The following is a 15,237-nucleotide window of genomic DNA, read 5'->3' on the forward strand; positions in this document are numbered from 1 at the left end:
CGCCGCTCGCGAGGTGTGTCCTGAGGCTATTCCTCGCCTCGGGGCGAGGGCAAACGATTTACGGCTAGATTTCGAAACTTTTCTGCGGGCAGACCTCGTCCACCCCCGCACCGGCCACCAGGGCCAGCACCGTATCGCCGTAAAGGCCCAGTTTGCGGGGGCCGATCCCGGCGATCGCGATCAACTCCTCGGTGCGGCCCGGCTTCCGCTCGGCCAGCGCGGTGAGCGTGGCGTCGGTGAAGACCACGTACGCCGGCACCTTCTGCGCCCCGGCCACCCGCTGCCGCCACTCGCGCAGCCGCTCGTACAGCTCCTCGTCCAGATCGGACGGACACGTCGGGCAGCGGCCCAGCTTCCGGTCCGCCCCGGCGAGCAGGGTGGCGCCGCAGATCCGGCAGGAGACCACCTGGGCGCGCCGCCGCTCGGTGCGCCGGGCCGCGCCCGTGCCCGCGCCGGCCCGTTCCCCGCCGCCGGAACGGTCCAGCTGGGGCAGGAACCGGGACGGCCGCCGGGCCCGGCCGCCGGGCGAGCGGGCCGCCGCGTACGACAGCCAGAGCCACTCCCGTGCCCGGGTGATCCCGACGTAGAGCAGCCGCCGCTCCTCCTCGACCTGCTCGGGTGTCTTCGCGTACGTGGTGGGCAGGGTGCCCTCGGCCAGCCCGACGAGGAAGACGGCGTCCCACTCCAGGCCCTTGGCCGAGTGCAGTGAGGCGAGCGTCACGCCCTCCACGGTGGGCACGTGCTGCTGGGCGGCCCGCCGGGCCAGCTCCTCGTTGAAGTCGCCCAGGGTGACCGGGCGCTCGATCGCGGCGGCCTCGCCGATCGGCACCACCTCGGGCGTCGCCGCGTACTCCTCGGCGAGCTGGACCAGCGCGGCGAGCGCCTCCCACCGTTCGCGCGCGGCCCCGCCGGGCGGGGGCGCGTCGGGAGCCCAGCCGACCGCGGCGAGCCCCTCCACGACGGCGGCCGGCAGCGGGGTCTCCCCCGGGATCGACCGGGTGGCGGCGCGCAGGGCGATCATGGCCTGGCGCACCTCGGGGCGCTCGAAGAAGCGCTCCGCCCCCTGCACGACGTACGGCACCGCGGCCTCGGTGAGCGCCTTCTCGTACGCCTCGGACTGCGCGTTGGTGCGGAACAGCACCGCCATCTCCCGGGCCGGGGTGCCGCCGTCGACAAGCGCCCGGCAGCGGGCCGCGACCGCGTTGGCCTCGGCCGGCTCGTCGGTGAAGATCCGCAGCTCGGGTTCGGGGCCGGGCGGGCGTTGGCCCTGGAGCTCCAGCCGGAGCCGGGCCTCCGCCCCCCGGGCCTGGGAGATCACCGCGTTGGCCAGCCCCACCACCTGCGGGGTGGAGCGGTAGTCGCGGACCAGCCGGACCACGGTGGCGTTGCGGTGCCGGCGCGGGAAGTCGATCAGGTAGGACGAGGTCGCCCCGGTGAACGAGTAGATCGTCTGGCTGGCGTCGCCGACCACGGTGAGGTCGTCCCGGCCGCCGAGCCAGGCGTCCAGCAGCCGCTGCTGGAGCGGGTTGACGTCCTGGTACTCGTCGACCACGAAGTGCCGGTACTGGCCACGGACCTGCTCGGCGACGTCGGCGTGCTCCTCGATCCCCCACACCGCGGCACGCAGCAGGTCCTCGAAGTCGATCACGCCGTTGCCGCGCTTGAGCCGCTCGTACGCGGCGAAGACCTCGGCCACCTTCGCCGGCTCGTGCGGGGTCTCACGCAGCGCCTTGGCCGCGGCCACCACGTACTCACCCGGCTCGACCAGCGAGGACTTGGCCCACTCGATCTCCCCGGCCAGGTCCCGGGCGGCGGCCCGGTCGGTCCGCAGACCCACCTTGGCGGCCGCCAGGGTGACCACCCGGACCTTGCTGTCCAGCAACTCGGGCATGGCCCGGCCCTCCAGCAGCCGGGGCGCGAAGTAGCGGACCTGGCGCAGCGCCGCGGCGTGGAACGTGCGGGCCTGGACGCCGCCCACCCCCAGCCCGGTGAGCCGGGCCCGCATCTCGGCGGCGGCGCGGGCGGTGAACGTGACGGCCAGCACGTGCCGGGCGGCGATGTCGCCGGTGAGCGCCCGGTGCGCGATCCGGGAGGTCACCGCCCGGGTCTTGCCGGTCCCGGCGCCGGCCAGGATGCAGACCGGGCCGGCCGGGGCGGTCACCGCGGACCGCTGCTCCGGGTCGAGGCCGGCGAGCACCCGTTCCGCCGCTGAGTGAACCACCACAGCGAGGAATCATTCCAGCCTCCGGTGATGTTGCAGCCATTAGCCTGGCCTGATCGGACCGGGCGCGAGTCACCCCTTGGAGGACCTGACCATGTTGACGATGTATTCCACCTCGTGGTGCGGCTACTGCCACCGGCTGAAGTCGCAGCTCGACCGGGAGGGCATCGCGTACGAGGTGGTCGACATCGAGCAGGACACGAAGGCCGCGGAGTTCGTGATGAGCGTCAACGGCGGCAACCAGACTGTCCCGACGCTCCGGTTCGACGACGGAAGCGCCCTGACCAACCCGTCGATCGTCCAGGTCAAGCAGCACCTGACCAGCATCGCCGGCTGACCGGCCGCACCCGGCCGACAGCGGCCGCCCCCGGACGGGGGCGGCCGCTGTCGCGTCTCAGGGCGCCCGGTGCCGGCGCGGTGCGGCGAGCACCTCGTGGTCGAGCGGGCGGCGCGGGGCCGGAACGTGGACCAGGACCGGCTGGGGCGCGGTGAGCCGGCGGCCGCGCCAGAGGTAGAGGCCGGCGGCCGTCGTGGCCACCCCGACCAGGGCGAACAGCAGGCGGTAGTCGAAGACGCCGACGAGCAGCGCGCCCGCGCCGATGGAGACCGCCTGCGGGCCGCTGACCAGCGCCTCCGCGGCGGCGGCGACCCGGCCCAGCAGCCCCGGCGGGGTCCGCCGCTGGATCAGCGTGTTCAGCCCGACCATGGTCAGCGGCAGCGAGACCCCGGCCAGCAGCAGCGCCACCACGCCGAGCCAGAGCCGGGGGTACGCGAGCGCCAGCGCGGCCGGCCCGAAGAACGTCACCCCGGCGGCGAGCGCCCCCACCTCGCCGGACCGGCGCACCACGGCGGCCGAGACGAGCCCGCCGACCAGCCCGCCGACCCCCTGCACGGTGACCAGCACACCGACGAACGCGGCGTCCCGGCCCAGCCCCAGGTCGACGTACGCGAAGATCAGCGACTCGGTGAAGCCCATCATGAGCGAGCCCAGCCCGTACCCGAGCAGGGCCCGGCGCAGCGCGGGGTCGCCGGCCAGGTGGCGCAGCCCGGCGCCCAGCCCGGCCGGCCAGCGGCGCGCGGACCGGGCCGGTGCGGCCTCGGTGACCGGGAGCACGCCGACGACCGCGGCGGCCGTGAGGAAGCCGGACATGGCCAGGGTGACCAGCAGCCAGCCGCCGACCGCGGCGTAGAGCGCGGCCCCGGCCAGCGGGCCGACCAGCCGCAGCCCCTGCCGGACGGTCTGCAGCACCCCGTTGGCGTCGGCCAGCAGGTCGCTCGGCACCAGGTGCCGGATGAGCCCGCTGAGCACCGCGTTCACCGTGATGTACGACAGCCCGTAGAGCGCCGCCACCACGTAGATCACCCAGACGTCGGCGCGGTCGTGGACCGCGAACAGCGGGCAGAGCAGCACGGCCGCGCCGAGGTTGGCGGCCACGAAGAAGGGGCGGCGGCGGCACCTGTCGACCACCCATCCCACCATCGGGGCCAGCGCCATCGGGGCGATGACCGCGAAGATGGTCGCGCCGGCCATGCCGTCCGAGCCGGTCAGGTCCTTGACCCAGACGGCCAGGGCCAGCAGCAGGATCGACTCGGCCGCCATGCTCGCCAGCAGCGCGACGAAGAGCAGGCGGAAGTCGGGGCGGCGCAGGACGGTGCGCATCGGGTTCCCTCCGGCGGGGGTGCGCCAACGGGCGCGTCGGGGCGGGCGCCGGTGAAGGCACCCCTCCACAGTCCTCTTTTTGTCGCGTGACACGCCCCCGCCGGACCCTCCGACACCGGTCGCGCCGTCCATACTGACCGTGGGGGGCGAATTTCATACAGTTACCGTCGCGTCCTGCGACGGTCGACGGGAAAGAGGACACCGTGCCTCCTGCCGCACCAGGTCCGATCCTGCGCCGCCGCAGGCTCGGCATCGAGCTGCGCCGGCTCCGCGAACAGGCCGGTCTCACCGGCGACCAGGTCATCGAGCGGATCGGCTGGGCCTCCGCGTCCAAGCTGTCCCGCCTGGAGAACGGCCGCAGCCGTCCCGACCCGGACGACGTGGGCGTCCTGCTGACCCTCTACGGCGCGCCGGACGAGCTGCGCGAGGAGCTGCTGGGCATCACCCAGGAGGCCGGCGACATGCGCGGCTGGCTGCGCAACTTCCCGGTCATGACCCAGCAGCAGCGCGCCTTCGCCGAGCTGGAGGCGGGTTGCGCGGAGATCTCCGAGTACAACCCGGTCCTGGTGCCCGGGCTGTTGCAGACCCCCGGGTACGCCCGGCACCGGATCATGTCCGCGGCCCAGGTGGCCGAGGAGGCCGGCGACCTGGAGATCGAGGACCCGGAGACCGAGGTACGCGCCCGACAGGCCCGTCAGTCGCTGCTGACCCGCTCCCCCGACGCGCCGCGCTACACGGCCGTGCTGGAGGAGGCGGCGCTCGGCGGCCGGGCCGGGCCACCCGAGGTGCTGCACGAGCAGATCGCCCAGCTCTGCGAGCTGGCCCTGCTGCCGAACGTGACGCTGCGGCTGCTGCTGCGGGACACCCGGGTCGGTGACTGGTACCTCCCGCCGACCGCCTTCTCGGTCTACCGGTTCGCCGATCCGCTCGATCCGGAGACGCTGGCCATCGAAGGTGGGTTCACCGACGTCATGTCAACCGAGGCAAACACCCTAAATCGCTATAAAGTGGTGTTCGAGTGGCTGAGCTCGGCGGCGCTCTCCGCATCGGACACCCTCTCCTGGCTGATCGAGGCGACGGGACGGCTGACCGGCACGGCAGCCGAGTCCACAGTGGCGTTCGGGCCGGCAACGGCGCCGACCCAGCGCCGCCGCGACTCGGGGCGCCTGACGACGGACCGGTGATCGACGGGGACGGTCCGGCGGCCCGCGGCGTCACTCGTCCCCATCGGAGCACTCCAGACCAGGAGCAGAACCATGAACGAGATCCGCAACAGCTCGTCCGAGCGGCTCGCCGGCGCCGCCTGGCGCAAGAGCACCCGCAGCCAGACCTCCAACTGCGTGGAGGTCGCGCCGCTGCGCACCGGGCCGGAGGCGGTGGCCCTGCGGGACAGCAAGGACCCGCGCGGTCCGGTGCTGCTGTTCAACCGGGCCGGCTGGCTCGGCTTCATCGCCGGCGCGAAGAACGGACAGTTCGACCTGAACTGATCCGGCGAGCTTCCGGGGCCGTCGGCGTGGCGCCGGCGGCCCCTTGCGCGTCCATGCTCGACAACCGTGCTGACCTGGGGTCACCCGATCGGTCGACGCCGCGATCGATAGGCGAGTTTCACTTGCTGGGACGGCTGACGGGCGTAACATGACGCATGAGTGACGTGGAAGTTGCAGCCTGCATCCGTCCGTCCGCACCGGGGGACACCATGCGGTTCCTGATCGTCCGCACCGAGATCCGTGCCGCCGCCGACACCGACATCGCCGCCGCCTGGGCCGATGGAGGTCGGCTGCGGGACGAGACCAGCGCGCCGGAACCGCGCCGCCAGGTCGTCCACGCCGAGGACCGCGACGCCGCACTGCTGCTCGCCCGCGCGCTGTCCACCGTGGGTGCCGTCCGCGCCGGCCGGCACCGGGTCAAGGTGCTGCCCATCGAGGAGATGCACCCGGGTCACCCCTACCAGTGGGGCAGCAGTTGACCCGCCTCTGACGTCCGTCGCGACCGGACCGGCTCCCCCGCCGCGTTCCACGCCTCACCGGTCACGACGGCCCGTGTTCCCGGCCCGCGACCGCCGCGGCAACGACGGTCCGGGCCGGGACCACATCCAGCCCCGACCTCCCCGGCCGCCCGGTCGCCCGGCCGCCCGGTCGCCCCGGTCGCCCCGGTGATCATGAAGTTAGCGGCAAAATTAGCCCGATTTGTCGGCGCTAACTTCATGATCACCGGGGTCGGTCGAGCGATCTTGGAGTCGGCAGATCGCTGGTCGGTAGGTCGCTGGTCAGCAGTGGCCGTCGAGCCAGCGGTGGACCAGGAACAGGGCGATCGACGAGGGGGGCGGGAGCAGCAGGCGGTCGCCGCCGTCCACGCGAACCGGCTGGTCGGCCAGCGCGGCGCCGATCTCCCGCCGGGTGAACCAGCGGGCGTGGGCGATCTCGGCGGGATCCACCCGGATCGGCGCGTCGGCGTCCGCGCGGGCCAGGAAGCCGAGCATCAGCGAGCCGGGGAACGGCCAGGACTGGCTGCCGGCGTACCCGATCTCCTCGACCGCGACGCCGACCTCCTCGCGGACCTCGCGCAGCACGGCGGCCTCGGCCGACTCGCCCGGCTCCACGTAGCCGGCCAGGCAGGAGTAGCGGCGCTCCCCCGGGGTGCGCGGCCAGGTGGCGTTGTTGCCCAGCAGGCAGCGGCCGTCCGGGCCGTCGACGCCGTCGTGCACCAGCACGATCATCGCCGGGTCGGTGCGCGGCCAGATCCGGCCGCCGCCCGGGTCGACCCGGGACCAGCCGGCCTCGTCCACCTCGGTCGGCTGGCCGGTCGACGACGAGTAGCCGTGCCGGACGTGCCAGTTGAGCAGCGCCAGCGCGGTGGTGAAGATGCCGGCGTCGCGGTCGGTCAGCAGGTGGCCGACCTCGCGCAGGTTGACCCGGCGGGTGCCGGCCAGCTCCGGCAGCGGCGCGTCCACCGCGAAGACCGGTACGCCGTCCGAGTCGACGCCCAGGAACATCGGCACCGACCGGGGCACCTCGGGCAGTTCGCCGGAGCCGACCAGCACCAGCTCGGGCGGGGCCGCCACGCCGCGGACCAGCGCGCGGCCGTCGTCGGTCGAGTCCAGCACGAGCACCCGGGCGTGCTCCCACGCCTCGGCGAGCCAGTCCGGGTCGGTCCGCCGGTGCGCCGCCCGGTCCAGCGTGGTCCGGGCCAGCGGTGGGGCGGGCTCGCCGGTCATGCGCCTTCTTCCGTTCGGGACTGCGGGGCTCGCGGGCCCGGCTCGCTCCTCGCGCTCACGCGGACTCCGTGCGGATCGGGGCGAGCCCGGCGAGGCCGTCGGCGACCCGCTCGGCGTCGCCGAGCACCACGGTGACCGCCTGCGCCGGCGCGAGGTAGCGGGCCGCCGCCGCGGCCACGTCGTCCACGGTCGCCGCGGCCAGCCGGGCGGCGTGCTCGGCGAGAAAGTCCAGCCGCAGTCCGTTGCCCGCGTACGCGCTGGTCAGCGAGGCCAGCCCGGCCTGCGTAGACATGCCGAGCTGGAGCGTGCCGAGGGCGTACTGGCGGGCCTGCTCCAGCTCGTCCGGCTTGGGCGGCAGAGTGGCCAGCCGGCCCAGCTCGTACATGGTCTCCAGGAGGGCGGGCGCGGTCACCTCGGTGGCGACCTCGGCGGCGGCGACCAGCACCGACCCGGCCACCGAGTGCTCGATCACCGAGTGCGGCCCGTACGTGTAGCCCTTGTCCTCGCGGATGTTCTCCACCCAGCGGGAAGAGAAGTAGCCACCGAAGAGCAGGTTGGCCAGTTGCAGCGCGGCGTGGTCCGGGTGGGTGCGGGGCACCGCGGGCAGCGCGATCCGCACCGACGACTGCACCGAGCCGGGACGGTCGACCAGCAGCACCGGGCCGGGCTCCAGCGGCGGCGCGGGCGGCAGCTCGGCCGGCTGCCCCTCCCCCTTCCAGCCGGACAGCGCCCGCTCGGCGGCGTCCAGCGCCTTCTCCGGCTGCACGTCGCCGACCAGCACGAGCACCGCCCCGGCCGGGTGCACCCGCTCGGCGTGCAGCCGGCGCAGCACCGGGGGCCGCACCGCGCGCACCTGGTCCGGCTCGGGGGTCTGCACGGCGTACGGGTGCCGGCCGTAGATCCGCTTGAGCAGCGCGGTGCGGGCCAGGTGGGCGGGCTGGCTCTGGGCGACCTGGATGCGGTCGACCAGCCGCTCCCGCTCGGTCTCCACCCAGTCGGCCGGGTAGGTGGCCCCGGTGAGCACGTCGGCGAGCAGCTCCAGCATCCGGTCCAGGCCGGTGACCAGGCCCGCCCCGGAGAGCATCAGCCGGTCGGGGTCGATGCCGGCGGAGAGCCCGCCGCCGACCTTCTGCAACTCCGCGGCGAGCTGGGTCGCCGTGTGGGTCTCCGTGCCGGACAGCAGGGTCTGCGCGAGCATCCCGCCGCGGGCCAGGTGGGTCCGCCCGAACGGCATCCAGAGCCGCAGCTCGACCAGCGGGATCGCGCTGCGGCGCACGGCGATCACGGTGAGGCCGTTGCCGAGCGTGCGCTCGGCCTGCTTGGGGAGCTTGAGTTTGCGGTTGGGACCGAGCGCCGGCAGCGGCCGCGTGCCCGTCTCCACGGTTGCCGTCACTGCGCCTTCTCCGTTCGCGACTGCGGGGCTCGCAAACCCGGCTCACTCCTCGCGCTCACTGAGCTGCCTCCGTTCGCGACTGCGGGGCTCGCAAACCCGGCTCACTCCTCGCGCTCACTGGACTTCCTCCGTTCGCGGCGGCGCTCACCGGGCACCGCCGGGGATGACCTCGATGGACGCCCGGCGCTCCGGTCGCAGGGTGGCGGCGGCGGCGCGCACCTGCTCGTCGGTCACCTCGCCGACCAGCCGGGGCAGCTCGTTGATCAGGCCCGGCTCGCCGCGCTGCTGTTCCAGGACGGCCATTCCCAGCGCCCGGCCGAGCACGGCGTCGGTGTCCCTTAGCAGGTGCGTGGCCATCCGTGCCTGGGTCCGGGCCAGCTCCCCCTCGGTCAGCCCGTCGGTGGCCAGCCGGTCCAGCTCCTCGTCGACGGTCCGCAGCACCTTGTCCACGTCGCCGCCGGGCGGCAGGTGCGCCTGGAGCAGCAGCGCGGTGGGGTCGCGCACGTCGAACGGGTCGCCCATGAAGCCGAGGTAGCCGCCCAGGCTGGTGACCGAGCGGTCCCGCTGGACCAGCCGCTCGACCAGCCGGGAGGCGTCGCCGTCGGTGAGCACCTCGGCCAGCACCACGTACGGCAGGTAGCCGGCGAAGTCGGTCAGCGGGTCGGGCACGCGCCAGGCTCCGGCCACCGCCGGCAGCGGTGCCAGCTTGTCGGTGTACGAGGTGCGCCGCTCCGCCGTGAGGTCGGGCTCGGTGAAGTCGGGGCGTTCCGGGGCGGGGCGGGCCGGCACGTCGCCGAAGTGCCGCTCGATCAGCGCCGTCGCCTCGGCCACGTCGACGTCCCCGCTCACCGCCAGGACGGCGTTGCCGCTGGCGTAGTAGCGGCGGAAGAAGTCGGCCGCGTCGCCGACGGTGGCCGACTCCAGGTCGTCGAAGGAGCCGTAGCCGTCGTGCGCGTTGGGGAAGGTGTCGAACATGACCGGGGGCAGCGTGAGCCAGGGGAACCCGCCGTACGGCCGGTTGAGCACGTTGACCCGGATCTCCTCCTTGACCACGTCGACCTGGTTGCGCAGGTTCTCCTCGGTCAGGCGGGGGCCGCGCATCCGGTCGGCCTCCAGGAAGAGCGCCCGCTCCAGCGCGTTGCTGGGCAGGGTCTCGTAGTAGTCGGTGTAGTCCAGGTGGGTGGAGCCGTTGAAGGTGCCGCCGGCGCCCTGGACGTGCCGGAAGTGGGCCAGCTTCTCCAGGTTCTCCGAGCCCTGGAACATCAGGTGTTCGAAGAGGTGCGCGAAGCCGGTGCGTCCCTCCGGCTCGGAGCGGATGCCGACGTCGTAGACCACCGCCACCCCGATGACTGGGGCGCTGCGGTCGGGGGTGAGCACCACCCGCAGGCCGTTGTCGAGCGTGAACCGCTCGGCCGGGTATTTCGTCGCTGGAATTGTCGCTCTCCGCGTCGGCACGTGATCGACCCTAACGCGTCGGCAGCGCCCGCACCGGCGGTGTGCGCGGGCCCACCGGACGGCGGTGCCGGCCGGTGGCCGAGCGGCGCGACCATCTCCACCGAACAGGTGGGAATTGTCGAGAACTCCCAGGTCGGGCGTCCCGGATCGCGGACGGGTCTTGACGCCGCTCACGGCCTGCCCCAGTCTTCCTACCAACTAAGTAGGAATACTGCGGATTGGATACACGATGAGACGGCTCCCCTTCCGCCGCCTGGTCACCCTGGCCACCCTCGCCGTGGTCGGCGCGGCCACCCTGGGTGCCACCGCGGCCTGCGGCGACGACAGCGACGACGCGGCCGGCGGCTCCGGTCCGGTCACCCTGCGCCTGGGCTACTTCCCGAACATCACCCACGCGCCCGCCGTGGTGGGCGTGGAGAAGGGCATCTTCAAGGAGAAGCTGGGCGACGTCACGCTGGAGACCAAGACCTTCAACGCCGGGCCGGCGGCCATCGAGGCGGTCTTCTCCGGCGCGCTCGACGCCACGTACATCGGTCCGAACCCGACCGTGAACGCCTTCTCGAAGTCCAAGGGCGAGGCGGTCCGGGTGGTGTCCGGCGCCGCGTCCGGCGGCGTCGCGCTCGTGGTGAAGCCGGAGATCACCTCGGTGGAGCAGCTGCGCGGCAAGAAGATCGCCACCCCGCAGCTCGGCAACACCCAGGACGTCGCGCTGCGCTACTGGCTCAAGGAGAAGGGCCTCCAGACCACCAAGGAGGGCGGTGGCGACGTCAAGGTGGTCCCCCAGGAGAACGCGCAGACCGTGGAGACCTTCACCAGCGGCGCCATCGACGGCGCGTGGGTGCCCGAGCCCTTCGTCTCGCGGCTGGTCAACGCCGGCGGCAAGGTGCTGGTCGACGAGCGCGACCTCTGGCCGGACAAGAAGTTCGTCATCACCAACCTGCTGGTCAGCACCAAGTTCCTCAAGGCGCACCCGGACGTGGTGAAGAAGCTGGTCGAGGGGCAGGTCGCGGCCAACGAGTACGTCAACAGCAAGCCGGACGAGGCCCAGCAGGCCATCTCCGACCACATCGGGAAGATCACCGGCAAGCCGCTGGACCTCAAGCTGATCAAGCAGGCCTGGCCGACGTTGGAGTTCACCAACGACCCGATCCCGTCCTCGCTGAAGACCGGCCTGGACCACGCCGTCGCCGTCGGGCTGACCCAGCCGGTGGACCTGAACGGCCTCTACGACCTGACGTACCTCAACGAGGTGCTCAAGGCCGAGGGCAAGCCCGAGGTCGTCCAGCCGTGACGTCGACCGCGACGACCCCGCGCAGCGCGACCGGCTCGGTCGCGCTGCGCGGCGTGACCAAGGTGTACGGCCAGGGCGAGCACGCCGTCCTGGCGCTGGACGGGGTGTCGCTGGACGTCGCCCCCGGCGAGTTCGTCTGCCTGGTCGGCGCGTCCGGCTGCGGCAAGAGCACGCTGCTCAACCTCGTCGCCGGGCTGGACCGGACCAGCGGCGGCCGGATCGAGCTCGGCGAGGGGGTCAACCCCGGCCTCATGTTCCAGGAGTCGGCGCTGTTCCCGTGGCTCACCGTCGAGGGCAACGTCGAGGTGCCGCTCAAGCTGCGTGGGCTGCCCCGGAACGAGCGCAAGGCCCGGGTCGCCGAACTGCTGCGGACCGTCCACCTCTCCGACTTCGGCCGCAAGCGCCCGCACCAGCTCTCCGGCGGGATGCGTCAGCGGGTCGCGCTGGCCCGCACCCTCGCCCTGGACACCCCGGTGCTGCTGATGGACGAGCCGTTCGGCGCGCTCGACGCCATGACCCGGGACATCCTGCACGACGAGCTGGAGCGGATCTGGTCGGAGCGGAAGCTCACCGTGATCTTCGTGACCCACAACGTCCGCGAGGCGGCCCGCCTCGCCGACCGGATCATCCTGCTCTCCAGCCGGCCCGGCCGGATCATCTACTCCACCGAGGTCGACGTGCCGCGACCCCGGCGGATCGACTCGCCGGAGATCGCGGCCATCGCCGCCGACGTCACCGACCGGCTGCGTACGGAGGTGGGCCGCCATGGCCAGTGACACGCTCGCCGGGCCGCGTACCGACGCGGAGATCTCCGGCCTGGACGCCCTCGAGATCGCCGGCCGGGAGAAGGTGCCGTCCCGGCTGCACCGGGTCTGGTCGGCCACCTGGCCCAAGCTGGCCGCGCTGGCCCTGGCCATCGCCCTCTGGCAGGCCGTGGTCTGGAGCGGCTGGAAGGACCCCTGGGCGCTGCCCGGACCGGCGCCGGTCTTCGCGGACCTCGGCCACTACGCGCTCAGCTCGGCGCTCTGGGAGGGCCTGGCCACCACCGCCCGCCGGGCCGCCGTGGGCTTCGCCGCCGCGGTCGCCGTCGGGCTGCTGCTCGGCCTCGCGGTGGCCCGGGTGAAGGTGCTCCGCGCCGCGATCGGCTCGATGATCACCGCGTTGCAGACCATGCCGTCGATCGCCTGGTTCCCCCTCGCGATCCTGCTCTTCCAGCTCAGCGAGCAGGCGATCTTCTTCGTGGTGGTGCTCGGCGCGGCGCCCTCGGTGGCCAACGGCGTCATCCACGGCGTCGACTACGTGCCGCCGCTGCTGGTCCGGGCCGGCCGCAACCTCGGCGCCCGGGGGCTCAACCTCTACCGGTACGTGGTCGCGCCCGCCGCGCTGCCGGCCATCGTGGCCGGGCTCAAGCAGGGCTGGGCGTTCGCCTGGCGCAGCCTGATGGCCGGCGAGCTGCTGGTGGTCATCGCCAGCCGGACGTCGATCGGCGCGCAGCTGACCTACGCCCGGGAGCTGAGCGACCCCGTCCGGCTGATGGCCATCATGATCGTCATCCTGGTGGTGGGCATCGTGGTGGACGCCGCGTTCGGCGCGGCCGACAAGGCGATCCGCCGCCGCTGGGGCGTGCTGGACCAGGCCGGCAACTGAGGCCGTGTACGTCTCCGCGCGCGCCGACTACGCGCTCCGGGCCATGCTCGCCGTCGCCGACGCCGCCGGGTCCACCGGCGACGGAGGGCTCGGGGGCGGCGAGCTGGTCAAGGCGGCGAGCCTGGCCGACCGCCAGGGCATCCCGCTCAGCTTCCTCCAGGGGATCCTGCTCGATCTGCGCCGTGCCGGGCTGCTGCACAGCCACCGCGGCACCGAGGGCGGGTACGCGCTCACCCGCCCACCCGCCGAGATCAGCGTGGGTGACGTGCTGCGGGCGGTGGGCGGCGCGCTGACCAGCGTGCGGGGCATGCCCGCAGACCGGGCCGGCTACCACGGGGTGGCCGCCGGGCTGCGGGACGTCTGGCTCGCGGTGGACGGCGCCATCGCCCTGGTGGTCGACCGGACCACCCTCGCCGACCTGCTGGCGGACCGCGCCGCGGCGCCCTGACCCTCCGGTCGGTGTCGGGCCGCGGGTGCGACGCGGCCCGGAACCGACGCGGTCTCAGCGTCGCGAGGTGGCGGTGTCTGGCAGGCCGGGCGCCGCCACCTCGCCGAGCCGGGGGTGGCCGGTCAGCGGCGGCGCGGGCGGCGGGACCGGGCCGGCCGCGAGGCCTGCGCCGGGTGGGGTGCGGGCGGCGGGGTGATGGTGACCGGGACGCCGCTGGGCTGGCGGGCGCCGGTGACCCGGGTCAGTTCCTCGTCGCCGGAACGGACCCGGGCGGTGTGCGGGGTGATGCCGGCCATGGTCATCAGCCGGGAGACGTCGCGGCGCTGCTCCGGCAGGACCAGGGTGACCACGGTGCCGGACTCCCCCGCCCGGGCGGTCCGACCGCCACGGTGCAGGTAGTCCTTCGCCTCGGTGGGCGGGTCGGCGTTGACCACCATGTCCAGCCCGTCGACGTGGATGCCCCGGGCCGCCACGTCGGTGGCCACCAGTGCGGTGACCTGGCCGGTGCGGAACTGCTCCAGGATCCGGGTGCGCTGCGGCTGGGTCTTGCCGCCGTGCAGCGCGGCGGCGCGTACGCCCTTGGCGAGCAGTTGGCGGGCGACCCGGTCGGCGCGGTGCTTGGTGGCCATGAACAGGATGGTGCGGCCCTCGCGGGCGGCGATGTGGGCCAGCGCGGCCGGCTTGTCCTCCGCCTCCACGTGCAGCACGTGGTGCGTCATGGCGGTCACCGTGGCGGTGCCCGGGTCGACGGAGTGGGAGACCGGGCGGCTCAGGAAACGGCGGACCAGCTTGTCCACGCCGCCGTCCAGGGTGGCCGAGAAGAGCATCCGCTGGCCGTTCGGGGCGACCTGCTCCAGCAGCTTCGTGACCTGCGGCAGGAAGCCCATGTCGGCCATCTGGTCGGCCTCGTCGAGCACCGTGACGGCCACCTCGTCGAGCCGGGCGTCACGCCGGTCGATCAGGTCGTGCAGACGGCCCGGGGTGGCCACCACGACCTCGGCGCCGGCGCGCAGCGCGTCCGCCTGCCGCTGGAGGGAGAGCCCGCCGACCACGGTGGCGCAGCGCAGCCCGAGCGCCCGGGCGTACGGGGTGAGCGCCGCGGTGACCTGCTGGGCCAGCTCGCGGGTGGGCACCAGCACGAGCGCCAGCGGGCGACCGGGGCGGGCGCGGCGGCCGGCCGTGCGGTGCAGCAGCGGCAGCCCGAAGGCGAGCGTCTTGCCCGAGCCGGTGCGGCCGCGGCCGAGCACGTCGCGGCCGGCCAGCGAGTCCGGCAGGGTCGCCGCCTGGATCGGGAACGGCTCGGTGATGCCCTGCGCGGTCAGTTCACTGAGCAGCGCCGGGGCCAGGCCGGTGGCGGCGAAGGTGGGAATGGTCATGGTCATGCGGAAAGCCTTCCTCGACGCGGCACGTGTCGAGGAAGGGCGCCGGGAAGCGGCGCGTCACCGGCGTCACCGGTGGTCACAAGCACGAACCGAAAGGTACAGGCCGGCCCGCCGCAGCACGCCACGTCCCGCAGAGCGGGTGGGCTGCGCGGCGGACCGGCCCGTCACCGCGCCCGGGGGGGCGCGATGGGTGTTACGGAGTGATCCGAAGATCAGAGCGGACGGATGTTCTCCGCCTGCGGGCCCTTCTGGCCCTGGGTCACCTCGAACTCGACCCGCTGGTTCTCGTCCAGGCTCCGGTAGCCGGAGGTCTGGATCGCCGAGAAGTGGGCGAAGACGTCGGCGCCGCCGTCGTCGGGGGTGATGAAGCCGAAGCCCTTGTCAGCGTTGAACCACTTGACGGTGCCAATTGCCATTTTTGTTCGTCTCCTTGACGGAACGTTCGGACCCGCACCTGTTGCGGACCCGAGGAGTGCGTCGCGCGTGGCCGCACGCCGCACCTGTCGCTGCTGGTCGCCCCGCCCGG

15 protein-coding genes are annotated in these 15,237 nt (G+C 73.6%); 8 read left to right on the top strand and 7 right to left on the bottom strand.

Going from position 1 to position 15,237, the window contains the following annotated elements; all coding sequences use genetic code 11:
• Window positions 1-64: 64 nt before the first annotated feature.
• Complete coding sequence (locus ACZ6PY_RS10285) at window positions 65-2,224, bottom strand: ATP-dependent DNA helicase UvrD2 (RefSeq protein WP_466071018.1); 2,160 nt, start codon at window positions 2,222-2,224, stop codon at window positions 65-67.
• Between the two features lie 91 nt (window positions 2,225-2,315).
• Here ACZ6PY_RS10285 and ACZ6PY_RS10290 point away from each other — a divergent pair, with 91 nt between their 5' ends.
• Window positions 2,316-2,558 (top strand): mycoredoxin, encoded by a 243-nt coding sequence (locus ACZ6PY_RS10290; RefSeq protein ID WP_254334953.1) that lies wholly within the window; start codon window positions 2,316-2,318, stop codon window positions 2,556-2,558.
• Window positions 2,559-2,615: 57 nt separating this feature from the next.
• On the opposite strand, the gene ACZ6PY_RS10295 is transcribed toward ACZ6PY_RS10290, so the two are convergent.
• Entirely contained in the window at window positions 2,616-3,881 is a 1,266-nt protein-coding gene (locus ACZ6PY_RS10295) for an MFS transporter (protein WP_466071021.1), read from the bottom strand.
• Window positions 3,882-4,084: 203 nt separating this feature from the next.
• Here ACZ6PY_RS10295 and ACZ6PY_RS10300 point away from each other — a divergent pair, with 203 nt between their 5' ends.
• The 3 genes from ACZ6PY_RS10300 (at window position 4,085) to ACZ6PY_RS10310 (ending at window position 5,847) form a co-directional block, all read left to right on the top strand.
• Complete coding sequence (locus ACZ6PY_RS10300; RefSeq protein ID WP_466071023.1) at window positions 4,085-5,065, top strand: helix-turn-helix domain-containing protein; 981 nt, start codon at window positions 4,085-4,087, stop codon at window positions 5,063-5,065.
• 72 nt (window positions 5,066-5,137) lie between these two features.
• Window positions 5,138-5,368: a DUF397 domain-containing protein gene (locus ACZ6PY_RS10305; protein WP_466071025.1), complete on the top strand. Its 231-nt coding sequence runs from the start codon at window positions 5,138-5,140 to the stop codon at window positions 5,366-5,368.
• A gap of 209 nt (window positions 5,369-5,577) precedes the next feature.
• On the top strand, window positions 5,578-5,847 hold the full coding sequence (locus ACZ6PY_RS10310; RefSeq protein WP_466072046.1) for a hypothetical protein: 270 nt from the start codon (window positions 5,578-5,580) through the stop codon (window positions 5,845-5,847).
• A gap of 300 nt (window positions 5,848-6,147) precedes the next feature.
• On the opposite strand, the gene nudC is transcribed toward ACZ6PY_RS10310, so the two are convergent.
• From nudC to ACZ6PY_RS10325, 3 genes are all read right to left on the bottom strand, one after another.
• Window positions 6,148-7,095 (bottom strand): NAD(+) diphosphatase, encoded by a 948-nt coding sequence (nudC, locus tag ACZ6PY_RS10315; RefSeq protein WP_466071027.1) that lies wholly within the window; start codon window positions 7,093-7,095, stop codon window positions 6,148-6,150.
• A gap of 55 nt (window positions 7,096-7,150) precedes the next feature.
• Window positions 7,151-8,488 carry a M16 family metallopeptidase gene (locus ACZ6PY_RS10320; RefSeq protein WP_466071029.1) on the bottom strand — a complete coding sequence of 446 codons (1,338 nt, stop codon included), beginning with the start codon at window positions 8,486-8,488 and terminating at the stop codon, window positions 7,151-7,153.
• A 144-nt stretch (window positions 8,489-8,632) separates the two neighbouring features.
• A complete protein-coding gene (locus ACZ6PY_RS10325) occupies window positions 8,633-9,943 on the bottom strand; it encodes a M16 family metallopeptidase (RefSeq protein ID WP_466071031.1) in 1,311 nt (436 codons plus the stop codon).
• A 229-nt stretch (window positions 9,944-10,172) separates the two neighbouring features.
• Between ACZ6PY_RS10325 and ACZ6PY_RS10330 the strand changes: the two genes are divergently transcribed.
• From ACZ6PY_RS10330 to ACZ6PY_RS10345, 4 genes are read left to right on the top strand one after another with little or no spacing between them, the layout of a single operon-like run.
• On the top strand, window positions 10,173-11,234 hold the full coding sequence (locus ACZ6PY_RS10330) for an ABC transporter substrate-binding protein (protein WP_466071033.1): 1,062 nt from the start codon (window positions 10,173-10,175) through the stop codon (window positions 11,232-11,234).
• Complete coding sequence (locus ACZ6PY_RS10335) at window positions 11,231-12,010, top strand: ABC transporter ATP-binding protein (protein WP_466071035.1); 780 nt, start codon at window positions 11,231-11,233, stop codon at window positions 12,008-12,010. The genes ACZ6PY_RS10330 and ACZ6PY_RS10335 overlap by 4 nt, the downstream gene beginning before the upstream one ends.
• Window positions 12,000-12,881, top strand: a complete 882-nt coding sequence (locus ACZ6PY_RS10340) for an ABC transporter permease (RefSeq protein WP_466071037.1) — start codon at window positions 12,000-12,002, stop codon at window positions 12,879-12,881. Before ACZ6PY_RS10335 ends, ACZ6PY_RS10340 begins: the two co-directional genes overlap by 11 nt.
• 4 nt (window positions 12,882-12,885) lie before the next feature.
• Window positions 12,886-13,329 (top strand): RrF2 family transcriptional regulator, encoded by a 444-nt coding sequence (locus ACZ6PY_RS10345; protein WP_466071039.1) that lies wholly within the window; start codon window positions 12,886-12,888, stop codon window positions 13,327-13,329.
• Between the two features lie 122 nt (window positions 13,330-13,451).
• Here ACZ6PY_RS10345 and ACZ6PY_RS10350 read toward each other — a convergent pair whose 3' ends face one another.
• Window positions 13,452-14,711 carry a DEAD/DEAH box helicase gene (locus ACZ6PY_RS10350; protein WP_466071041.1) on the bottom strand — a complete coding sequence of 420 codons (1,260 nt, stop codon included), beginning with the start codon at window positions 14,709-14,711 and terminating at the stop codon, window positions 13,452-13,454.
• Between the two features lie 212 nt (window positions 14,712-14,923).
• Window positions 14,924-15,127 (bottom strand): transcription antiterminator/RNA stability regulator CspE, encoded by a 204-nt coding sequence (gene cspE, locus ACZ6PY_RS10355; protein ID WP_013288421.1) that lies wholly within the window; start codon window positions 15,125-15,127, stop codon window positions 14,924-14,926.
• Between the last annotated feature and the right edge of the window lie 110 nt (window positions 15,128-15,237).

This window comes from Micromonospora sp. NPDC048907 (assembly GCF_055586885.1).